The sequence below is a fragment of the Prosthecobacter sp. Pr1 genome (assembly GCF_057652315.1).
Map to the genome: position 1 here is coordinate 39,210 of NZ_JBYFBS010000022.1, position 22,328 is coordinate 61,537.

The 22,328-nt window shown below is 60.9% G+C and carries 15 protein-coding genes; 12 read left to right on the forward strand and 3 right to left on the reverse strand.

The features are described 5' to 3' along the window. Nucleotides 1–226 precede the first annotated feature (226 nt). From AC24GY_RS25625 to AC24GY_RS25635, 3 genes are all read right to left on the reverse strand, one after another. Complete coding sequence (locus AC24GY_RS25625) at nt 227–1,816, reverse strand: hypothetical protein (protein WP_487688839.1); 1,590 nt, start codon at nt 1,814–1,816, stop codon at nt 227–229. A 107-nt stretch (nt 1,817–1,923) separates the two neighbouring features. After that, complete coding sequence (locus tag AC24GY_RS25630; RefSeq protein WP_487688842.1) at nt 1,924–3,045, reverse strand: hypothetical protein; 1,122 nt, start codon at nt 3,043–3,045, stop codon at nt 1,924–1,926. Between the two features lie 264 nt (nt 3,046–3,309). After that, a complete protein-coding gene (locus tag AC24GY_RS25635; protein ID WP_487688845.1) occupies nt 3,310–5,199 on the reverse strand; it encodes an alpha/beta hydrolase family protein in 1,890 nt (629 codons plus the stop codon). 291 nt (nt 5,200–5,490) lie between these two features. Here AC24GY_RS25635 and AC24GY_RS25640 point away from each other — a divergent pair, with 291 nt between their 5' ends. The 12 genes from AC24GY_RS25640 to AC24GY_RS25695 all read left to right on the forward strand — a co-directional run bounded on the left by AC24GY_RS25640 (nt 5,491) and on the right by AC24GY_RS25695 (nt 21,370). Further along, nucleotides 5,491–5,820, forward strand: a complete 330-nt coding sequence (locus AC24GY_RS25640; protein ID WP_487688848.1) for an arsenic metallochaperone ArsD family protein — start codon at nt 5,491–5,493, stop codon at nt 5,818–5,820. A gap of 205 nt (nt 5,821–6,025) precedes the next feature. Then, the gene (arsD, locus tag AC24GY_RS25645) at nt 6,026–6,358 is read left to right on the forward strand and encodes an arsenite efflux transporter metallochaperone ArsD (protein ID WP_487688851.1); all 333 of its coding nucleotides are present in this window, start codon (nt 6,026–6,028) and stop codon (nt 6,356–6,358) included. After that, entirely contained in the window at nt 6,355–8,166 is a 1,812-nt protein-coding gene (gene arsA, locus AC24GY_RS25650) for an arsenical pump-driving ATPase (RefSeq protein WP_487688853.1), read from the forward strand. Before arsD ends, arsA begins: the two co-directional genes overlap by 4 nt. A gap of 1,007 nt (nt 8,167–9,173) precedes the next feature. Next, nucleotides 9,174–12,800 carry a hypothetical protein gene (locus AC24GY_RS25655; RefSeq protein WP_487688855.1) on the forward strand — a complete coding sequence of 1,209 codons (3,627 nt, stop codon included), beginning with the start codon at nt 9,174–9,176 and terminating at the stop codon, nt 12,798–12,800. 414 nt (nt 12,801–13,214) lie between these two features. Continuing rightward, a complete protein-coding gene (locus AC24GY_RS25660; protein WP_487688858.1) occupies nt 13,215–13,424 on the forward strand; it encodes a hypothetical protein in 210 nt (69 codons plus the stop codon). A 169-nt stretch (nt 13,425–13,593) separates the two neighbouring features. Next, nucleotides 13,594–14,133 (forward strand): hypothetical protein, encoded by a 540-nt coding sequence (locus AC24GY_RS25665; RefSeq protein WP_487688860.1) that lies wholly within the window; start codon nt 13,594–13,596, stop codon nt 14,131–14,133. Nucleotides 14,134–14,728: 595 nt separating this feature from the next. Further along, the gene (locus AC24GY_RS25670) at nt 14,729–18,253 is read left to right on the forward strand and encodes a hypothetical protein (RefSeq protein ID WP_487688863.1); all 3,525 of its coding nucleotides are present in this window, start codon (nt 14,729–14,731) and stop codon (nt 18,251–18,253) included. A 15-nt stretch (nt 18,254–18,268) separates the two neighbouring features. Next, nucleotides 18,269–18,418, forward strand: coding sequence for a hypothetical protein (locus tag AC24GY_RS25675; RefSeq protein ID WP_487688866.1), 150 nt, complete (start codon nt 18,269–18,271; stop codon nt 18,416–18,418). A gap of 26 nt (nt 18,419–18,444) precedes the next feature. Further along, complete coding sequence (locus AC24GY_RS25680) at nt 18,445–18,960, forward strand: putative polyvalent protein kinase domain-containing protein (RefSeq protein WP_487688870.1); 516 nt, start codon at nt 18,445–18,447, stop codon at nt 18,958–18,960. 246 nt (nt 18,961–19,206) lie between these two features. Beyond that, complete coding sequence (locus AC24GY_RS25685) at nt 19,207–20,727, forward strand: hypothetical protein (protein WP_487688873.1); 1,521 nt, start codon at nt 19,207–19,209, stop codon at nt 20,725–20,727. Then, the gene (locus AC24GY_RS25690) at nt 20,724–20,996 is read left to right on the forward strand and encodes a hypothetical protein (protein WP_487688876.1); all 273 of its coding nucleotides are present in this window, start codon (nt 20,724–20,726) and stop codon (nt 20,994–20,996) included. The genes AC24GY_RS25685 and AC24GY_RS25690 overlap by 4 nt, the downstream gene beginning before the upstream one ends. Before the next feature lie 101 nt (nt 20,997–21,097). Further along, a complete protein-coding gene (locus AC24GY_RS25695) occupies nt 21,098–21,370 on the forward strand; it encodes a hypothetical protein (protein ID WP_487688878.1) in 273 nt (90 codons plus the stop codon). Nucleotides 21,371–22,328 lie beyond the last annotated feature (958 nt).

A 22,328-nucleotide genomic window follows, 5' to 3' on the forward strand; every position in this document is an offset into this window, starting at 1 on the left:
CCTGTTTCCTCCCTGGGGCTCTGGCCACTGGCCGCACCCGCAAGGGAGGCAGGAGGTAAAATTCTAAAAAGTTAAATCGGTTAGCAGAGTGGTAGTTTCTGGCATCTTCTCCCACTCTTCCTCCCTCGGCCTGGTCATTGCCACCAAGGGAGGAAGAGCGGGAGAAAGATGAGTTGCGAGCCCGCACGGCGCTTTTTCAAGACACCGTGCGGGCCGCTGTGTCGCGTTACGCGCTCAGAGTCGGCACCTCGAGGCCCGGATGCTGGCCGGCGTGGCGCAGCACCGAGTAGCCGCTGGTCTTGCCATCCGTGCGGATGCAAGGTGCCTGGCCAAAGATGGTCTCATAGCCGCCGCCATCCACGAACGAGTAGTCGTCCTTGTCGCCCACGAGGAGGTCATCCCCCACATAGGCGCGCACGGCCGTGTCCTGGCCGAGGATGAGGCTGCACATGTCCACCGCACCATTCGCATTGCAGGGAATGATGTAGGCGCCCGCATCAAACTCCGACGTCCAGACAAAGTCCGGAGAGCAGTTCGATGTGCCGCCCGCACCACCCGCAGCACGGGTGTAGGCCGTGCCCAGGGAGTTCAGGCCCCAGGTGTCCCCGGTGGCGATGAAGTTCCCCAGCGTCGCCACTCCGAGGCCGGAGTTGTCGTTCGTGTTGTCCGGGTTCAGGATCGCGTTCACCGTGATCTGGTTCCCGTTGTTGCCCGTGCCCAGCCAGCTCACAAGACCGACCGAGCCATCCGGATTGATCACCCAGCCATAGTAAGTGGCGGAGGTGATGGCCGAGTAGAAGCTCGACCACGTCACACCGCCGGGAGCAGTGGCCGCGGTGCTCGTGGACTGGCCCTCATACCACTCATAGGCGTAGCCGCCCATCCACGCCATGTAGGGCGTTTTGGTGTCCGTCGCATGGCTCTTGAGAACACAGGCCACGCTGCTGGAGTCCACACCGAATCCGGTGGAGAGCATCGCACGCGGTGCCAGCGGATCAGCGCACTGATCGTTCTCAGGATCCACAGACGCATGCTCAAAGAGGCCCACGCCGTTCCAGTCCAGCAGCTTGCCGGAGAAGAGCGGGTTTTCCTCATTGCTGCGTGCGCCGCCGTGCAGGGCCGCCTGCTCATAGCTGCTGGAGTTCTTGATGCTGGCGATCGCCGCATCAGGAATGTACACCATCGGCTTGTACACCGGGCTGCCATGCTTGCTCGTCACCACGATGCTGCGGCCGCCAAGACGGCGCCACTGCGGGATCGCATTCGTGATGCCCGAAGGCGTCAGCGTGTCCAGCGCATTCAGGCTGGCCAGCGTCTTGCGCGCATTCGGGTAGATGGTGTTGCCCACGCCCTGCAGCTTGAGCGCCATCTTCATGTCGTTCATGCGGCGGCGTCCCAGCTTTTCGCGCAGGGCCAGCAGCACGGCGGATTTCACCCCGCCGCCTCCCGCCATGAACTTCAGCTGCTTTTTGGTGAACTTGAAGGCATCGCGCCAGAAGTCCACCACGCAGCCGAAGGTCTTGAAGTCCACGCTGGACTCATTCCCGCGCAGCGGCTGCTCGCCACGCGCACCGGGGCCGCGCGGCTGGCTCATGACAGTGAATTTGACCTCGTCTCCCGCATGGGCGGAGGCGATGTCCTTGCGAACGATGAAGGGCTTTCCGGAGCCCTCCCCGCCCTCAAACATCGCAAAGTCATCCACCGAGCGCGCACCCTTGCGGAGCTGCTGGGAATAGACCTTGGCGACGACGGACGGATCAGCCGCGACGGCGGCTGCGAGTGTGGATACGACTGATTCAGCGTGATAGGCGCTCATATATGTGTGTCTCTAAACGAGAGGTGTTGTCTGTTGTGTTTTGATTGAAGATTAACGTGTGGTATCTTGCGGCAGTTCATACCATCCTAGGTCCAAAAAAAGGCCGGCTAGTGCCGCACTTTGACGGAGGTCAGCCTGTCCAGACTGTGGATGAACGCGTCCTGCTGCTCAGGTGTCAGCTTGTCGATTTCCGCCATCGCCGTCTGGGGAGACAGAGCGCCGGCGGAGAAACCGGGGCCGACTGGTGAACCGGGCAGCCGCATCGAATGTCTCGGCGCTGGCGGTATCAGAGACGTGCCTTTCGCGTGGCCTGGGCTGTTCGCCGCATGTCCTTTGAAAAACTTGTCGATCACCCGCCGTCCGATCTTCTCAGGCCAGTCAGGATGATTAAGGATTGGGTCGTTTTTTGCCTCTGCAAGCAAAATTTCATCATCACAGTAAGAAACAAATCCAGTGTCCTCATCCGTGATCAAATCCGAGAACTGATCCATCATGCGATTGTGGCTTTCCGACTGCTGGCCCTGCCATTGATGGTTCACCACCGCCGCCTCGCGCCGCGCCTCACGCAAGTCGATTTTGAGATCCGTCATCTGCTCCAGCAGATCTGTCGCCACCGGATCATACGTCTCCTTCGCCTGCTTGTATTGGTGCTGCAGCAGCGCCAGGTGCTCTTCCAGTTCCGCCACCTGCGGCACCTCCATCTGCGTCTGCGAATCGTCAAATCCAGGCGCGTCATCCTGCGCAAAACCATCCCCGGCCTGCGCCTGCCCCGGGCTGCCAAACACCTCCGCAAATGCATCCGCCGGCGCTTTGCCAGCGCGGATCAGATCCAGCGCCTGCACCGTGCGTGCGCGGTCCTCCGGCTTCAGCGCCTTGATGGAGACACGCGCCGGAGCAAACGCAGACGTCTCTTCACCCGTGCCGCCGCGTGGCTCCTCCTGCGGCTGCACGGCCGCCAGCGCCGCCTCCACGCGCTCCGGATCACCGCTCTCAAAGTCCCTGATCTGCGCGTCCGTCATCTGCGCCAGGTCCGCACCCGCCAGCGCCTCGTCCAGCGAGGACAGCCCCGGGATCACCTCCGCTTGCGAAGCAGCTCCCGCGCCCTCGGCGTCGCCTCCGGCAGAAGCCAGGCTGTCGAGCACCGCGCTCGCATCAGCCTCCGAAAGATTTTCAAAAACAGCCCCCGCCTCGGCGGCGCTGGGGGTGGATGGCGTGTAGTCGTCAGGCATGGTATTAAGTGGTTGTTTGTGGTAGTATGATCAAAAGAAAAGGCTGGAGTCGTGGAAAGCTTCGGGCTGCGTCATTCACCCGCCCCGGCGCCCGGCGGGAGATCCCGCAGAGCACATGCTGTGGTCAGGCTTGCATGAGAGAAGTCTTGGGTCCGATTTTCAAGAGTCAAGCAAGATTCTCACAAAATCTTATCCATGGCACTGCAACTGGTCCTTTGTGGTATGCAGTGCCTTGACGGCAAAGCCGCCCACCCCCGCAGTTTCTCACTCCCATTCAAGCCGCACAAACTCCGCCGCGCCGCCATCCCACAGCGCCGCATCCTTCGCCGCAGTGCCCGGCACACGTGCGCAGATCCCCAGTTCATCCATCTGCGCCCAGTCCTTCAGCACCGCGCCCTTGTCAGACACAAAGTCAGACGCAGCCAGCACCACGCTCTGCGCCTCCGTGCTTCCAGTGATCTCACGCGTGCACAGGTAGCTCGCGCGCGGACCGCGATAGCTCCGCCAGTCATTCTCCCGCACCACAAAGGTCAGCCGGTTCGTCTTCGGCATCTTCATCGAGAGCTTCAGCCGCGCCCCCACCGGTGCACGATACAGCGGGTCCGTCACCTTTCGCGTCCACATTTCCTGATGCGTCAGATTCCCCGCATTCAGCACATACCAGTCCCGCAGCCCGTGGGAAAAATCATCCATCACAGCACTCGTCCGCGCCGTCGCCACCGTCCCCGCCGCACGCAGCGCGTCCGGTTCCGCATGCCGCAACAGACTGCTGATGCACACCTCCCGCACCTCAGCCCCCTTCCCCTGCAGCGCCTTCATGGACACCGCCTGCGGCAGCGTGTGATACACATTCGCAAACGCAAAGAGCGGCAGATCCACCGCATGCAGCGGCAGCAGCGCTGTGTAATCCGCCCCCTGCTTCACCACCTCCGCGCTGCGCCAGAAGCGCGCCCGCGGATCTGCATCCACGCTGTAGTAAATCTCCACGCGTGAAACAGGCAGCGCCTTCACCTCAGGCGTCACCTTCACATCAGGCATCACATTCACATCCGGCGTCACCCGCAGCAGCGGCCCCCCATCCGCCGTCTTCAGCACCAGCTCGCTCACAGGCGTCTCCGGCAGCGCCGGGCCTCCTTTGAGAAAATGGTCAAACCACAGCGGCATCGCCACCGCCACCTCAGGGATCAGCCGATGATTCATATGCGGCGCCCAGCTGTACCGCGTCGGCTGCCCCACGATCAGCGCATTCGTCCGATACACATCATCCATCCAGCCATGGAAATCATTCGTCCCGCTCCGGTGCAGCACCGGGCACTGAATGTGCGGCGCATAGCTCTCAAAGCTCAGCGTCTTCCGAAACACCTCCACATCTCCCGCAATCTTCTCCTGCTGCGCCGTCCCGCCCGCAAACGCATGCGCCTCCCAGCGATACCCCTGCCCGCCCACCGCAGGCACCGCCGCCTTCACGCGGTCATCGCTGCCCGCCACATACATCGTCAGGTTTCCTCCCATTGAAAACCCATGCACGCCTAGCCGCTGCGCATCCACCTCCGGCTGCTGCTCCAGAAACGTCAGCCCCCGGCGGCACCCCAATGTTAGAAGATACCAGTTGTTGTTCTTCGGGTGCTCACGGTCCTCGTAGAACTGCTTCGGCCCCGGCAGCATCGAGGTGTAGCCCGGCACATTCAGCTGCGTGGGATCCACCGCGCCCCAGTCCGTGTTCGGGTCACCCGGCTGCGCGCCCTCCATGCTGTTAAACGGCGGCTTCCCATCCCCGTCACCGCCCCAGTTCACGGACAGCGCCGCATACCCGCGCCCCACCAGCAGCTTCACCTCGCTCAGAGACGCCCGCTGTCCCCCGCCATGGATGTGCATCACCCCCGGCACCTTCCCCTTCACCCCGTCAGGAAACCCATAGATCGCCGCCATCCGCGCCGGCTTCCCTTTGAAGCTGCCAATGAAGTAGCGCACCTGCCTATAGACCCCGCCCTCCTCCTTCCACTCCCGGATCACCTCCGTCTCCAGCGCATCCCTGCGCGGATCAAAATCCGCCCACAGCTCCCCCACCGATCCCGGCACCTCCGCCGCCGCCTGCACCAGCGCAGCGCTGATTAGCAGCAGAGCAGAAAACAAAACAAAGCAGGCGGGTTTCATGTGGGGGATTGGGAAGGAAAAGGATAGCACGCAGCATGAACGCGCCATGGGCATCGTTTTGCGCAGAGTCCGGCCTGTTTGTGCTGCTTTTTGGGCGTTCGAATCACGCGCCGTCACACTGACTCAGCCCGGCGGCAGTCCCGGCTTGAAGCCCACCCCCCATGACAATCCACGCACAGTCTCCGACATTTACCTAACGCCCCCACCCCATACCGTACCACCTTATTCAGGATACCACCCTGTCCCATAATCCACCACGCACTCAGCGCCGCGCTCACGCCACTTCATCCCATGAAAAGCATCCAAGTCTTTGAGCCGCCCATGCGCTTCACCACCGGCCCCAGCAGCTTCGATGTGGATCCAAACTTCGTGACCTTTGACGACATGCTCCTGCAGTTCCGCATCAGCGGCATCCGCGTCGAGCGCTTCAATCTCGCGCAGCAGCCCATGGCCTTTGCGCAAAATGACACCGTGAAGGCTCTCATGATCAAAGAAGGCACCGCCGTCCTCCCGGTGGTCTTCTTGGATGGAGAGCTCCACCTCAAAGGCCGCTACCCCAACCAGCACGAGCGCCACGCCTGGTTTCGCGCCGCCTCCACGCACCGGAGTGCAGCCGCATAAGCCTGCGCAGCGCCCCGGCCCTGCCGCTCCCTCCGCCGCGCACGTCCTTCCCCGGCGCATTCGTCGTTCCTCCCTGCTCAAAGACAATCCCCGCACACTCGCCGCCATTTACTTGGCGAATTCACCAAATAGTATTCCCTTGGCCACGGGAGGTCTCCACCCCATGGTATCTTCCCACGCAGCAGGCATCTTCACCCCTCTCCCCATGAAAAGCATCCAAGTCTACGATCCACCCATGTGCTGCTCCACCGGCATCTGCGGCACAAACATCGACCCCGACCTCGTGAACTTCGCCGCCATGCTCGCGCAGTTTCACAAAGCAGGCATCAAGGTCGAGCGCTACAATCTCGGCCAGCAGCCAGGGGACTTCGCGTTGAACGATGCCGTGAAGGCCCTCATGCTCGCCGAAGGCACCGAGGTCCTGCCCCTCATCTTCTGGGATGGCCAGCTCCATCTCAAAGGCCGCTACCCCACCAAGGACGAGCGCCCCGCGTGGTTCCAGGCAGCATTCCCACACGAGGAGGCCGCCACATTATGAGCCTCCCCCTCTACCAGCCCACGGCCGCCACCACCACGCGCTTCCTCTTCTTCACCGGCAAAGGCGGCGTCGGCAAGACGTCCCTCTCCTGCGCCTGCGCGCTCCGCCTCACCGAGGCCGGCAAGCGCGTCCTCCTCGTCAGCACAGATCCCGCGTCCAATCTCGATGAAGTCCTGGAGACCACCCTCACCAGCGCCCCCACGCCCATCCCCGGTGCACCCGGCCTGTACGCGCTCAATATCAATCCCGTCGCCGCCGCCGCCGCGTATCGTGAGCGCCTCATCGGCCCCATGCGCGGCATCCTCCCCGAGTCCGCCCTCCGCAGCATGGAGGAGCAGCTCTCCGGCTCCTGCACCGTCGAGATCGCCGCCTTCGATGAATTCTCCGGCCTCATCGGCGATCCCGCCGCCACGCGCGACTACGATCACGTCATCTTCGACACCGCACCCACCGGCCACACCCTCCGCCTCATGAGCCTCGCCAAGGCCTGGGATCAGTTTCTCGATACCAACACCAGCGGCACCTCCTGCCTCGGCCCCCTTGCCGGTTTGGAAAAGCAGCGCGTCATTTACGAGGCCACCGTGCATACCCTCGCAGACGCCGCCCTCACCACCCTCGTCCTCGTCAGCCGCCCCCAGGCCGCCGCCCTGCGCGAGGCCCGGCGCACCTCCGCAGAACTCCGCGACATCGGCGTCGGAAATCAATGCCTCGTCATCAATGGCACCTTTGAAACCCTCTGCCCCCAGGACATCACCGCCCAGGCCATGCAGCAGCGCGGTGCCGCCGCACTCGCCGCCGCAGACGACTTCATCCGCAGCATGCCCAGCTACACCGTCCCCCTGCGCCCCATCAATATCCTCGGCATCCCCGGCCTCCGCATCCTCCTCGCACCCGCAGCACCTGAGAACGATGAAAGCCCCGGCGCAAAGCCGCAGCCGCAAAGCTGGACGCCCCCGCAGATGGAAAGCCTGGAGAGCCTCGTCACCACCCTGGAGCAGCAGGGCCACGGCGTCATCATGACCATGGGCAAAGGCGGCGTCGGCAAGACCACCGTCGCAGCCGCCATCGCCGTCCTCCTCGCCCAGCGCGGCCACGCCGTCCACCTCAGCACCACAGATCCCGCCGCGCACCTCGCGCAGACATTGCACGGCCAGGTGCCCGGCCTCACCCTCAGCAAGATCGATCCCGCTGCCGAGACCGCCACCTATCAAAGCGAAGTCATGCAGGCGCAAGCCAGTGCCATGGATGCCGCAGGCCGCGCTCTATTGGAGGAAGACCTCCGCTCCCCCTGCACCGAAGAAATCGCCGTCTTCCGCGCCTTCGCACGGGAGGTCGGCCAGGGCACGCACCGCTTCGTTGTGCTCGACACCGCCCCCACCGGCCACACCCTTCTCCTGCTCGATGCCAGCGAAGCCTATCAGCGCGAGCTCGAGCGCCAGGCCCGCAGCACCCAGCCCGAAGAAGTCCTCCGCCTCCTCCAGCGCCTGCGCGATCCCGCCTACACCCACATCCTCCTCGTCACCCTCCCGGAGGCCACCCCCGTGCACGAGGCCGCCGCCTTGCAGGAAGACCTCCGCCGCGCCCGCATCCAGCCCTTCGCGTGGGTCATCAATCAAAGCCTCCTCCACAGCCACACCTGCGATCCCCTCCTCCAAAGCCGCGCCCACTCCGAGCACCGCTACATAGACGAAGTCGTCGCCCACCACTCCCCCCGCACCGCCTGGCTCCCCTGGCAGCCCGAGGAACCCGTCGGCCCCGCCGCCCTCGCCCGCCTCGCCACCACCGGCGTGCAGCATGCGCTGGTATGATGTGTCACCCGCTGTGAGGCAGCCGTCCAAAGTTGACCCGTTGCGCCGCAACGGGTCTCACTCCGTCGCACCTCTCACCGCCGCCCCCCCCTTCGCACTGGTCCTGCGACGCAGTTCAAACCTCATGCCCCGATCGCGCACTCGGAAGCCACCAAGAACGCTCCTCTATGGAATGCGGTTGAGCCGCGAGGCACAGTCTGTCCTTCCGAATCACATATCATCAGCTTTTCTGAGTACGTAGTTGGGGATCGCAGCCCGTTCTGGAAGCCCCGCGTCTCCCCAGATCTGCAACCAGCCAGCGCATGTTTTGTAGTCCCGGCTTTAGCCGGAATCTGGAAGCGTATTTCGTGCAAACTGCTTCAGCCCCCTGATAGTCTCTTTTCCACACTCTACCCGCCTTGAGTTCAAGTGCGCCCGAGTCACTTCCACCGTTGAATCTGATCAGTTCCGGCCTCTGATGATTGAGACTTGCGCATAGACTGACGCTCCAGCCTTGAAGGCCAACGGCCTTCCGTATTTCAGCCCAGGGGTGCCGAGCTTTAGCGAGTGCTCCCCTGGGTTTGTCCGCACGACCCGGGAAGCAAACCCATCGCTTTCTTGGCACACCGCGCTCACCAGCAAGCCTGACCTTCGTAGCGCGCAGCGCGAAAAATGGGCGTCTTCACGCCATTCCGCCGCAGGTCTGTGCCCCGTATGTTTCAAAGCTCCCGCATCCAGATTTCACACGCATCCCATTCGTGTCGGCCCATTGCGTACGCCTCAATAAAAGGGGTGATGCATCCCATTCACCGCCATCCCATAGGCCCGGGCAGGATTCAGCACCCCACGCCAAATCCTGCATTCCAAGCCCGCCCATGAATACCACATCCCACCAGATTAAAACATTTTTAAACTTCCCTGTTGCATTCCCAAATCACGGCCCAATGCTTTTGCCGACCCTCTGAAACAACCTGACGCTGTGAAGAACACGGAAGGTGCCACCGCCGCCCTGCGGCCACGCATCCGCCATGTTCTACACTCCGCCATCTCTTTTCGATCCACCCACCTACCCGCGCAAAAAGCTGCCCCTCGCAGGCAGCGCGCCAGAGCAGGCCCAGTCTCAGCCCCAGCCTGAGCCGACAGCGAAGGTTCCCTATCGCCCCACTGAACAGGCCAGTCCCCGCCCGCCGGGGAACACCATCCCGCTCATCTTCAGAGCCCTGGCCCATCCTTCTCTGCGCCGACCAAACGCAGCGGCAGCAGCTTACTCAGACGCCTTCCCTGCGCTGCAGAGCCAAACCCAGCCAGCATCCGCGCCTGCGCCATTTCAGTCACCGGCACAGCCGCCGCTGACACCACCCACTGCCAGCCCAGCCACACAGAGCACCGAGGAAAACCCGAAAGCCGCAGCCCCCGAGTCCACCCTCCGCGACCAGTCACCCACGGCCACCGCAGCGCCAGGCCAGCAACTCTCCACCAAGCCCGCCGACTCCACTCCGCAGAGCCCTTCCCAGCCACCCTCCACACCTGCGTCGACTCACTCACCTGCACAGCCACCGCAGACACCATCCACCCCCAGCCCAGCACCGCAAAGCACCGAAGAAGACCCCAAAGTCGCGGCTGCCCTCAAAGAAGCCGCAGCACCGCAGTCTCCCAACACGCCTGCCCCTCCCGCACCGCAAAGCCCTTCCCAGTCGACCACCCAGCCCGCGCCATCGCAGCCTCCTGCCGCGCCGACGCAGACACCACCCGCCGCCACCCCAGCGCCGCAGAGCTCGGAAGAAATGGACCCCAAGGCCGTCGATGCCGTGAACAAGGCCGCAGCCCAGGAGGAGGCGGATACAGCCCGGCAGAAGCGGGACGCCCAACTGGCCGAACTCGAAGCCAATGGCATGGCGGAGCATGCGAAGGCCCTGCGCGCACTGGATGCCGAGATGGCGCAGCGCCGTGCCGACCTCGAGAAGAAGCACCCTCAGCACGATGCGCATTACGAGGCCGGCATGCGGGAGCTCGAAAAGGAAAAAGAAGCACGCCAGGCACCCGTGATGGAAAAGGTCCAGGCGTTTAAAAGAAAGGAGCGTGCGGATAATCTGCGCGCGGCGAAAATCGTCGCAAGCCGTGAAAGCAAGCTGCCAGCAACTCGTGGCAAGACCGAAGAGCAAAAGCAGGCCGAATGGAAAGCCCAGATGGAAAGAGTGGGGCTCGATCCCAACAATCACGACCATGTCAGCGCCTATTGGGATGCGAAGAGGCTGCACTACCTGAACGACGGGCGCTACGCAAAGTACGACTGGGATGGAAGCACTCCAAAAAGGGAGGGCTTCGGCTCTGCCGTCCTGTCTGACGGCAGCCTGCACGTCGCCCCGGAGTTCATCCACAACGACAAAAAATACGCCGCCGTGGTGGCCGCCAGTGGTGCCAGCGAGGCAGAGAAAGCCCGCGCCATGGCGGATCTGCCGCGCCTGCAGCAGGCCTACGCAGAGGCCATGCTGCCCATCCTCAAGCAGGCCGGAAGCACCCGTGCCGCACAGTGGATCCCCGGCATCGCCTCCTTCCAGAAGTGGCAGTCCGAGAAGCCGCGCCAGGGCTCCGAGGCGGAGCAGGCCAACGAGTACCTCAAGGAAATGAATCAACGCGGACTGTGGAGCAAGGCCACGGACAATGTCCTGCGCAATCTGCTCGTCGGCTTTGGCAATATGGGAACCATGGCCGCAGGTCTGGCAGGCATGGCTGGCATCCCGGGCGCCTCCGAAACAGCCGCCGAGTGGTCAAAGAGCGGCAGCGATTTCCTGGCCCCCATTGCCGCTGAAGGAGGAAATTCCGGAACCACCTCCGCCATCTTTGGCCACGTGGCCGGCATGATCGGCCCCATGGCCGCCTCACTGCTCCTCACACGCGGGCTCGGCGGAGGTCTGGGCACCATGTCCGCCATCTCCGGAGCCCAGACCGCAGGCCTCCAGTACGCGGAAACCTACGGACAACTCCGCGAAGAGGGCAAGACGCATGCCCAGGCATGGATGGCCACCGCCCCCTTTGCGCTGGCATCCGGCCTTGCCACCGCGTTTCTCACGGCAGCCGGCGGCCGCACCGGCTTTGAGGCCGCCCTCGCCTCCAAGGCCGGCACGCAGACCGCCAAAGACGCCGCCCAGGGATTTTGGAAAAACCTCCTGCTCAATGTGCCAAAGCACGCCCTGGCAGACATCCCCCAGGAGCTGCCAGACGAGCTCTTCAGCCAGATGATGTCCGCGCTGGCCACCAATCACGACGCCGACCTCGGCAAGGTCGTCGGCGACTTCATCAAGAACTCACCCCAGCTCATCGGCGCCATCGTCCTCATGGGCGGAGCCGGCGGTGCCATGAAAACGCGCCAGGATGCCAGGAACAGCCCTGAACAGACCCAAGCCGATGCATCCGAGGACGGAAAGCCCCTGGATGAAACAAAGCAGCTGCCATCGTCAGAGCAAACAATACCAGAATCTACCACTGATAACGAGATTCCCAGCTTCGATGAAGCCTTCGCCGCCAGCCAGACCATCGAAAAGCTCAAAGCCCAGAAAACCCCGCTGAGCCTGGAGCAGCAGCAGGAACTCGACACCGCGGAGAAAACCTTTGCCAGAAGAACCGAAGCCAACATCCTCGCCCAGAAGGCCACCCTGGAGAAACGCGGCGAAAAAATACACCCAACCACTGCCGCAGCCTTGGCAAAGGCTCAGGCGACGCTGGCGCGCCCTGCACCCCGTGATCGCGGCCCTCTGCCCACGATCCCTGATGCACGGAAGACTATTCAGGATCTCTCAGGCAAGGCTGCCGCAGGCACTCTCAGCGCCGATGAAGCCCACCAAATGGCGCATGCCCAGCGCGCCATCGCCCAGCAGCGCGTCAACGATCTCGCTGCCGCTGAAGCCAACGGCACGCTCACCCCTGCGCAAAAAAGGGAGCTGGAAAGATTCCGCGAAATCCTCGCCGCATCCCCTTACGGCACAGAACTGCCAAAAGGGCCGCCGCCAGGGTATGATCCGCGACCACGCGGATCCATTCCAGGCAACCAGAATCCTCAGCATCATGAATGGTATCCGCCCATGGGCGCCAAGCCTGTTCATCCATCGCCCCATCACTTTAATGCTGAAGCCATATCACTTTCTGAGGCTGATATTGAGGCCAACATGAATCGCATGAGAGCCGAGGGACATGCAGTAGGCCGTCATTCAGCTAATCTGACAGATGGACAGCTCAGTGATCGTTCGATGTGGGGAGTTGATCCAATCACCCAGACAAAAAGAGATGGCGTACATGATGAAGATCATGGTTACTCGAGGCACGCCACACAGTTTACGAGTGACAGAGCAATGGTTCAGGCGCTTAAGGCTGTGGAAGGAAGCTCTGAGTTTCGCGACGCCCTTAAGAATGCAAAAGAACATAATCTAGCGCATCCTGAAGCACCAGAACATCAAATTGTAGTGAGAATTCCTCTCCAAGATGCACTGGGGACGGACTATGAAAAACATGTCCGGGGGCGCTCTCGTGTAGGAAGCGCCAAAAATCCCACGGGATGGGTCCCGACAGATCTAAAAAATGGAACTGTTTTTGCCCTTTACCGCTATGATCCGCAAACTAGAAAGTACAACTTATACACCATGTATCCCGATAAACCATGAATTCTCATCGATCTAAATCTATCTTGGAATCAATGATTTCCTCTCACCTCAACGTGGAAGCTTATGCGTTTAATGAGCTTGCAAGATGGTGCCAAGCCGCGTGGCCATCTTCTAGCCGAGCACGAGATTTCAAAGATCAGCTTCGCAAGGCATTAGAGAATCCCGGTCTAATCACGCCCGAAGTTTACGAAAGCTGGACGAGCGACGATAAACTGGAGACACAAGACGCAGTGGACAATCGTCTCACAGAGCTTTGGAATGCCTGCTTTCCAAATGAGGTCATCGATTGATGCCATGAACTAGACTGAACATCCGACAACGACGTTAAAAGAGAGTTTTACCACATATCTGACGGCGGATATCCATGCCCCGGAGCGCTTGACCAAATGGTGCAAAAGAAACATTTGAAATGACATGAAGACTAATCGACCATTATCAGCAGTGGATAAACAGGAGCTTTTCATCAAATCCTTAGCCATCAAAAATGACTATCGTTCAGGCAAGCGCTCGGCTAAAGACTGCATTGCAGAACTGATGGGAGCGCCATATTATTATCCATCATCGTCATGGGCCATGCGCTTTTTAGATCCAGGCCCTCCGCAGGCAGCCCCGCCGAGGGGCTGAAGTCTTGACTGCTGAGTTCCACGGGAAATGGAGTTAGTTCATAAGGCTATGGCATGAATGGCACTCGGTTATACTGAGCGCATGGATCGCGGCATTAAACGTATGTGATTGATCCATTGCCGTCCTCCCCCTCCATCGCAGCCGCCCAAACCGCCTTCTCATTAAACAAATGCAAACGAACATGGATGTAGACCCCGACCATCCGACAGATCAATTTTCTTTCGTGGTGCTGACCACTGATGTGCAAACATTTCTGCCTGAGTTGGCAGAATCGCTACAGCTTTTGGCGCAATCGCGGCAATGGCTGATCGCACCGCCAGCGCTCTTTGAGCTCGAATCAGCAGATGAAGAAATTTTGTCAGAGAAGAATGTGGATGGCGCGTCTGAAGAAGACTATCCTTTAGGAGGCTATCTGGATGTATATTCCGCACTTCAGGGGCCACCTTTGCCGTATGAGGTCGACCAATGCCATTTCGAGGAGGTCACAGCGCTCATTCATCTGCTGGAGCGTTTCTCCATCAAGCATGGCCTGGAGATTGAATTTTATCTAGGCCCTGAGTTGATCGGAAATATTGTATGGGGCTTGCAAGATGAATCGCTTCGCGAAGGCCTTCTGGAGGAATGGAGCAACACCCTGAAACTGAGAAAAGAACAGGAAGCCGAAGACCTCACGCCAGAGGATGAAAAAGCCAACATAGATCGACAATGAACCCACGAGCCAACCAATAGCGCGGGATGTGCCAGCCTATTTACAAAATAAAGTCAGGACAGCTGCTCGGTGATGAATGCTCCTATGATTGAAGCCGCCTCAAAAAGAGAAATCGGTCGGTGTTCAGCTTTGTGACCGATGCTCTCTCCCTGAAACGACAACGCTGTTGGCGGAACCAAGTTAACCTACGTCTAACTGAACATGCCAGCACCTTGCCCTCCTCGGAGTGCGTTCCCTGATCACTCTGCCAAAGTGCTGACGAACGCATGGGGCGGTCAGTTTCGGCAACAACTTCGGTAGGCATGCGACCGTCCTGATGATGTCTGCGGCTGTTTGCCACAAACATGCCTTAAAAGCAAGGCGTCGGAAACTCGAAGCACGAGCCTGCCTTGCACGCATCTGCATCCCGCCCACGCCTGCCCCATTTCTCAGCCGCCGTCCCCACCATACTTGATTACCATCATCTACCATCTCCACACATTTTCCCATTGCATTCCCAAATCACGGCCCAATCCTTTTTCCGACCCTCTGAAACAACCTGACGCTGTGAAGAACACGAAAGGTGCCACCGCCGCCCTGCGGCCACGCATCCGCCATGTTCGACATCTCCAAATCCATTTTCGATCTCCCCACCTACCTGCGCAAAAAGCAGCCCCTCGCAGGCAGCCCGCCAGAGCAGGCACTGCCCCAGCCTCAGCCGCCAGTCAGGGTCCCCTATCGTCCTCCCGAACAGGCCAGTCCCCGCCCGCGCATCTTATCACCGCTGGCCCATCCTGCTCAGCGCCAGCCAATAGCAGCGCCAGCAGCTCCCCCATCCGCCGCCCCTGCGCCGCAGGTCTCTTCCCCGCCGCCCACCCAGCCTGCGCCATCGCTGCCGCAGCCCGTCAATCAGCCGGGTCCACAGGTGCTCGCGCAGCAGAGCGCGCAATCTCAACAGCTGCCAGCCCCTCCGCCTGCCACGCCCACGCCCGATCCGCAGCGGCATTTGAATACCATTTCACAAAATATATTACCACTTCCTGCTACCATTTCCCCTGCTGCCACAGATCAGCCCACCGCGCAGACCCAGGCCGGAGCAGAATCCAGCCAGGCAGGCCAGCAGGCGCATGAGTCAAAGCCGGACGCCCCCTCACAGCAGGCGGCAGATGCCGCTGCTGCCGCCAGGCTGGAGAGCAGCCTCAGTACCACCCCCGGCTACGCCCAGGCCATCCCCGCCTTGAAGGCGCTGGATCAGGAGGCGAAATCCCGCCTCGCAGAGCTTCAGTCCCGGCACCCTCAAGGCCCGCCCCCTGAGGCCGTACAAGCCCTCCATGCGGATCTGGCCCAGCGCTCCTCCACCATCCTCGCCCAGTCCCAGCAAAAGCTGGCCGCAGCCCAGTCCGCCTACGCCGGCCTCAAAGCCGCCATGAACACACAGGCAGAGAACGCGGTGCGCCCCACCATCGCCAAGAACCTCGCCGAAGCCCTCCGCATCCCCACGGAGGAAGCCGACAGCTTGATCGAGGACATGCGAAACCTCGACTGGAATGACCACATCGCCCAGGATCACAAGCCCAAGACCCCCGAGGACTATGCGCGCGAACACGAAAAAATCCAGGAGTCCAAATCCATCTCAGGCTTCATCCACGCTCTAGGCGCCGGAGCCAAGGAGCTCTGGAACGGCACCCAGGACAAACGCCAGACCCGCACCCTCACCAACGGCGCCATCATCGTCAATCCTGCCATCACAGGAGAAAAGGAATACCAGGACGCCATCGCAGCCTCCACCGCCAGCCCGGAGGCCAAGGCAGCCGCACTGCAGCGCTACCCCGAAATACGACAGGCCGCCGGCCAGAACGTGCTCGATAACATCCAGGAAATCGCCGACACCTTTGGCACAGAGCACATTCAAGACTGGAAAGACTTCGCCAGCCAGCGCCCGCCGGACGTGCCAGAGCAGGAGTGGGCCATGCGCTTTGCCGAAAAGCTCAAGACCGACGCCGCAGCCTCCCCCTTCGCCTCCAAGCTCAAAGAGATCAGCCGCTCCCTGGCCGAAGGCACGAACGAAGTCGGCCAGCAGGCCGCAGGGTTCATCGGCGGACTCACCGGCAGCCAGGGTGCCATGGATCTCGCCGCCCAGCTCACGCGCAGGGCCCACGCGTATGGAATCACCAAGCACCTCGATGCGACCGAAAGCCACGGCATGCTCTCCCGCGCAGTATTCTCCCAGCTGCCCCGCCTGCTGCCCTCGCTCATCCCCGCCTCACGTGCGGCAAAGCTCATCCAGGGCGGCACGCGCATGTTTGCCGCCACCAGCATCGGGCAGCGTTTGTTGCCCGCGCTCGGGGCCACCATTCAGGGAGCCGCCACACCCGCCCAGGCCGTCAAAGCCATCGAAACTCTGACCCGCGCCGGCCTGGCAGGCTCCGCAGCCATGGGCGGCGCACAGACCTACGGCTCCCAGATCACAGACATCTACAACACCCTCCGCAGTGAGCACCCGGAGCTCAGCCATGAGCAGGCGCTGCACGCAGCGCAGGCACCCGCCATCGTCTCCGGCCTCGCCACCGCCGCCCTCACCACCCTGGGCGGCTCCCAGGGTGTGCAGCGCCTGCTCACCCGCCCGGCGGAAGCCAAAGCCGCCATCACCCAGGTCTTCACCTCCCGCATGCAGCAGCTCGGCCACCTCGGCGGAGACTTCACCAAAGGCGCGCTCAAGGAGAACATCGAAGAAACCGCAGACGGGCTCGTCTCAGCCATCGCCAAAGCCGTCGGCACCGGCCACAGCGTGCAGCAGGCGGTGGGAGACTACATCAAGCAGATCCCTGAAAACGCCATCGTCACCTCCTTGGTCGGCGGAGGCGGAGAGGCCATCCCCGCCGCTGGCGAATCCACCGTACGCCGTCCTCCGAGCCAGACCGCCGCCACTCCCCCAGCCCTGCCACCAGCCCCGCAGCAGCACAGCGCCGCCGCCGTGGCCGCCCCTGCCTCACAGCATCCAATACCAGATGCTACCACGCCAAACACCACCGGCTCAGCTCAGCAACCGTCAACCACAGCCAACAACAGCCAGCCATCGTCAACTCCGCCCGCCGCCCTCCCCGTGCCCACATTCGAAGAAGCCGGCACGGCCAAGGAGACCATCGACAAGCTCAAGGCCCAGAAGGGCCCTCTCAGCCCGGATCAGCAGCAGACGCTGGATGCCGCAGAAAAAACCTTCGCCAGGAGAACCGAGGACAACATCCTCAAGCAGCAGGCCGGCATTGAGAAGCGCGGAGGGAAACTTCACCCCACCACCGCGAAGGCGCTGGAGGTCGCCCGCGCCACCCTGGCCCGCCCCGCCCTGAGGGAAACCCGGACAGCGTCGGCACCCCAGACAAAACCACCTCCTCCACGGCGAGTTCCAGCGCCCCCCTCCCACCCGCAGACACCGCCACCACCCAAGGCGTCACACCGCCCGCAGGCATCTCCACAGGCACCCGCACCAGCACGGCCAACGCTGACGGCACCACCGTCACAGCCAGTTCCGGTGCCACCACCTCCCCCGGCGGCAGCACCCACACCACCAACGGCGTTGCAGCGCCTCCGGTCGGCTATGGCAACCGAATACCAGAGGATACCACACACCCGGAGCACATCGACCTCGCAACCAGGCGGGTGGAGAACCTTGGAAAAATCGCCGCCAAGCGCAAGCTCAACCCCCATGAGCAGGGCATCCATGACAACGCCCTCCGCGTCCGCCACCGCAACGCCCCCGCCCAGCCCGGCGACCGCAACAGCCCCAATCCCCAAGACCTCGTCATGGCCGGTGGCGACACCCCCATCAGCCAGACTCAAAGCGCTGCCGCAGACGCACCACCACCCGCTGCCCCAGCGCAGCCTGCAAATGCCATCGGCTCCACGATCAACGGCCCCAGCACCACAAATCCAGATACGCCCCGCGCTTCGGTCAATGACAGCTCCAATGCAGGCACACCCGGCGTGCCGCAACCGCAGCAGTCATTTCCTTCGCCAGGCACAAGCCCACCAAATGATGCAACAAACGGCAACGGTGATTTCAACAAGGATCGTCCTCATGATAACTCTACCACAAACTCCAATAAAGGAGACCCCAGATTTCTTGACAATAAACCCCTACTAGGAGACTATTACTTACATGGACAAGACGCCCTCCAAAAAGCCCACGCCACCTTCGGAGATCATCAAGGCCTTGCGCGAAGCGCGGCAGAAACAGTTGGCCACTCAGGGACCTATGACGCTGGAAGCAGTTCGCCAACTACAAGCAACCATGAAACCGACGCGCTGACGCGCTTTGCACGTAAATCCGGCCTCATGCTGGACGCTGAAGGTGTGCGCTCCTACATGGACCAGCACAAGATGAAGGGCGGCAGCGAGCATCGCGTGTCTCATGTTATTGATGCAGGCCGGGTTCTTAAAGACCTTGATGCGCACGCCATCGCCACCGAGTCCATCTACGATTATCTCACAGACCAGCAACTTGCCAATCACTTCTTTGGTGACGACATCCGGATAGAGGGCTTTTATCAGCATCTTGGACGTCTGCATGTCATCACCTCGCAGCCTTTTGTGAAGGGCACACATCCGACTTGGCCTCAGCTCAAGGCAGGACTGGTCAACCAAGGGTTCATTGACCCTTCACCGTACGGTCAAAGCGGATCATTCATCCTTCCGCATCCTGACCTTGGCCAGGTGGATGTCATCGATCTGCATACCAACAATGCAGTTTTAGGCACGGACGGTAGCATTCATCCCATTGACGTTCATTTCTACTTCGACAGCCATGCCGATAGAGTAAAGGCTCTGCAGAGTCTCGGATTGCAGCCGTAATTCAACAGGCCGCCTCGACCATTAAAGGGAGCGCTGACGACCGCGCCAGCACGCACCCCCGGTTCGCCATCGCAAACCCCGGCCACTAGCAGCCAACCATCACAACCTTCAATACCACAATCTACCACTAAGAGCGAACCGGGCTCGGGCCAACAACCGCAAACGCCTCCCTCCCGAGTGCCCACATTCGAAGAAGCAATCGAGGCACGCAACACCGCCGACAAGCTCAAGGCCCAAAAAGGCCCTTTGAGCCCGGACCAGCGGCAGACGCTGGATGCCGCAGAAAAAACCTTCGCCAGGAGAACCGAGCAAAACATCCTCAATCAGCAGGCCGGCATTGAGAAGCGCGGCGGAAAACTTCACCCCACCACCGCCAAGGCCCTGGCAGATGCCCAGGTCATCCTCGCCAGACCCGGCCCCGGGGGAAATCAAGGCAACTCCAGCCCCGCAGGTAATACCACTTCCCACCAGCCCCAAGCCTCCCCCAGCAATTTCAGCGGCGCGGACCTTGGGACCACCGGCAAGACGGCGGATGGAAGACTTCCCGGGCAGGCACCTGAACCGCAGCTGCAGGCCTCCCCCAACCAGTCACCACAATTCAAGGACTCACTGTCTTCGCCTCCGCCAAACCCCGGCTCTTCCTCACCCGGTCTCGGGCTGTCGCAGATGTCGTCATCCGGCGCAACCTTGCCATCACTGCAGCTCCAAAATCATGTGCGTGCTGCCATCGGCGGCCTCTCCGGGAAGTTTCCGGGACTCCAGGCTCATCTCCATGAATCCGCTGGACCCAATGGGTATAGCAGTGGGATGTGGCTGAACCCAGACAAATCCATCAAGTACCACATTCCGACTCTCGCCAAGCAATTCGTCGGAATGGATGCCCAAACGATAGGTCGGCATATTGAAGACTTGCTCGGCGCAAATGTGCAAGCGGCGTCTGGATATGTGACCCAAGCACCGAAGCCGAAATCCTCTCCCACAAGCCAGCAGGCACAGGGAATTCCCGGCCAGACAGCCCCTCATGCTCTGAGCACCATCAAGACCGCGCTGGATGCACACACAGACCATTGGAAGACATTGGCGAAGGATTTAAAGTCGGTGGAAGCAGGGATGAACGCCGCTGTTAAGCAGGGTGATCTCGCGAAGAAGCAGTTGCTTGAGCAAAAGAGATCCCACCTGAAAGAAGAAATTGCGAAGCTCGCAGAGAAGACTCGAGATCATGTCATGGTCCCGGAGGCAGTCCGAGGAAAAGTTGTTCTGACTCACGTCACACCGACGACGGCGGCCAAGGCGCAGGCGGGAGCGGAACTCACGCAGATGTACACCCACGCCAGCCTGCTGCCCACCGTCGGCGTGGTGGATTTCAATCGTAACCGAGCGGGCTACTTGCATGGCATGGTGCTAATCAATAGTCTGACATCACCGAGCCACGTTATGCACGAAATCGTCCATGGCATCGAGGAGCAGAACCCACGTGTGCTGAAGGCTTGCCTGGAGTTTCTCAAACTACGTGCCGGAAATGAGGGTCCGCAATCACTCGAAGATCTGACAGGCAATCCCGACCACGAAGACACGACGGTTTACAAGGATCGATTTGAAGAACTTGGCGGCGAACATTACATGGGTAGAATCTATCCAGGAAGCGATGGCACAGAGATCCTGACCATGGGCATCGAACGCCTTCACCGCAACCCAGTCGAATTTTACGTCAATGACCCTGAATACTTTGAGTTCGTCATAAAAACTCTTCAACACCCACATCCATGACTCCCCCCTATACCACAAAATTTGAGGCAAAAGCAGATGTATGGACCCTCGCCTTTGATGGCGTTACATGGACAGGAACGGGACCGGGATTTGAAGATGGCATTCTCCCGAGATTGATCGACGAAACCCCCTGGCACCAAGGCACTCATATCTTTGTGGATAGCGTAGCTAAACGCGTGCTCGACAGAGTGTTTCCAGAAGGCTGGACGAAAACCTCTAGCTATCGTGGCGAACTCGACGAATTGCCCCCATCCTGGATGAAAGGCTGAGGAGTTAGGATGAGTTTTCAGGGCCAGGAACGCAACCCTGTTGAGTTTTATGTCAATGACTCGGAATATTTTGATTTTGTCGTCCAAACCCTGCAACAACCATGAGCCTGCCCCATACCGGAAAATTTGAAGCCAAAGCGGACGTCTGGACAATGTCATTCGACGGAGACAACTGGACCGGCACCGGCCCAGGGTTTGAAGATGGCATCCTCCCGATATTAAAGCGCAGAACTCCTTGGCATCAAGGCACTCACATCACCTGCGACACCGTGGCCACGCGCGTCCTCAATGAAGCGTTTCCTGAAGGCTGGACCAAAACATACAGCAAAAATGACACCTGGGACTTCGAAATGCCACCGGGCGCGAAGGACTGACAAATGAACCCACGCGCCAACCAATAGCGCGGGACGTGCCAGCCTATTTGAATAATAAAGTCAGGACAGCTGCTCGGTGATGAATGCTCCTATGATTGAAGCCGCCTCAAAAAGAGAAATCGGTCGGCGTTCAGCTTTGTGACCGATGCTCTCTCCCTGAAACGGCAACGCTGTTGGCGGAACCAAGTTAACCTACGTCTAACTGAACATGCCAGCACCTAGCCCCCCCTCGGAGTAGTTGATTCACCTGCTCCACGCAGGTTCACCCCTGCGGGGCAGTCCTTCGGACTGTCTGAAACGCCTCCGTCCCTCGGCGTTTGTCCCTGATCACTCTGCCAAAGTACTGACGAACGCGTGTCGTGGTCAGTTTCAGCAACAACTTCGGCAGGCATGCGACCGTCCTGATGATGTCTGCGGCTGTTTATCGCAGAACAGTCCAAAGGACAAGTTGTGAGGATTTCGACAGATCATGTTACCTCCCTGCTGCGCACTGCTGCCATGCGGCTGAGGCGCCCTGATCCACCATCCGTCGAAAGCTGAATGTCCTACGCCAGCCCCGGCAGCCAGCCGTCCCCACCACACTTGAATACCATCATCTACCACTACAACACATTTTCCACTTGCATTCCCAAATCACGGCCCAATCCTTTTCAGATCTTTCAAACAACCTGACGCTGTGAAGAACTCGGAAGGTGCCACCGCCGCCCTGCGGCCATGCACTTCACATGCGTTCCTCTTCATCTCTCCGCCGCCCCCTTCCCTGCGCCACTGCCCGCCTGAGGCATCCGGCCAGCCTGCCTGCGCAGGGGCGGCACGCGGCGCCCTGCGGGCCACGGACTCCGTGCGCTGAACCCCGCCGCGCGCAGGAGCCGCAGTACAGCGCCCGGCCTGCAGGGATGCCGCTGCCGCATGCCCCCGCGCACGGGCGGCACAGCCCGGACCACGCGACGGCCATGCG

Bases quoted from the DNA above. Each gene is read 5' to 3' on its own strand.
- AC24GY_RS25625 (WP_487688839.1), bottom strand. From the start codon at position 1,816: ATGAGCGCCTATCACGCTGAATCAGTCGTATCCACACTCGCAGCCGCC.
- AC24GY_RS25630 (WP_487688842.1), bottom strand. From the start codon at position 3,045: ATGCCTGACGACTACACGCCATCCACCCCCAGCGCCGCCGAGGCGGGG.
- AC24GY_RS25635 (WP_487688845.1), bottom strand. From the start codon at position 5,199: ATGAAACCCGCCTGCTTTGTTTTGTTTTCTGCTCTGCTGCTAATCAGC.
- AC24GY_RS25640 (WP_487688848.1), top strand. From the start codon at position 5,491: ATGAAAAGCATCCAAGTCTTTGAGCCGCCCATGCGCTTCACCACCGGC.
- arsD (WP_487688851.1), top strand. From the start codon at position 6,026: ATGAAAAGCATCCAAGTCTACGATCCACCCATGTGCTGCTCCACCGGC.
- arsA (WP_487688853.1), top strand. From the start codon at position 6,355: ATGAGCCTCCCCCTCTACCAGCCCACGGCCGCCACCACCACGCGCTTC.
- AC24GY_RS25655 (WP_487688855.1), top strand. From the start codon at position 9,174: ATGTTCTACACTCCGCCATCTCTTTTCGATCCACCCACCTACCCGCGC.
- AC24GY_RS25660 (WP_487688858.1), top strand. From the start codon at position 13,215: ATGAAGACTAATCGACCATTATCAGCAGTGGATAAACAGGAGCTTTTC.
- AC24GY_RS25665 (WP_487688860.1), top strand. From the start codon at position 13,594: ATGCAAACGAACATGGATGTAGACCCCGACCATCCGACAGATCAATTT.
- AC24GY_RS25670 (WP_487688863.1), top strand. From the start codon at position 14,729: ATGTTCGACATCTCCAAATCCATTTTCGATCTCCCCACCTACCTGCGC.
- AC24GY_RS25675 (WP_487688866.1), top strand. From the start codon at position 18,269: ATGGACAAGACGCCCTCCAAAAAGCCCACGCCACCTTCGGAGATCATC.
- AC24GY_RS25680 (WP_487688870.1), top strand. From the start codon at position 18,445: ATGCTGGACGCTGAAGGTGTGCGCTCCTACATGGACCAGCACAAGATG.
- AC24GY_RS25690 (WP_487688876.1), top strand. From the start codon at position 20,724: ATGACTCCCCCCTATACCACAAAATTTGAGGCAAAAGCAGATGTATGG.
- AC24GY_RS25695 (WP_487688878.1), top strand. From the start codon at position 21,098: ATGAGCCTGCCCCATACCGGAAAATTTGAAGCCAAAGCGGACGTCTGG.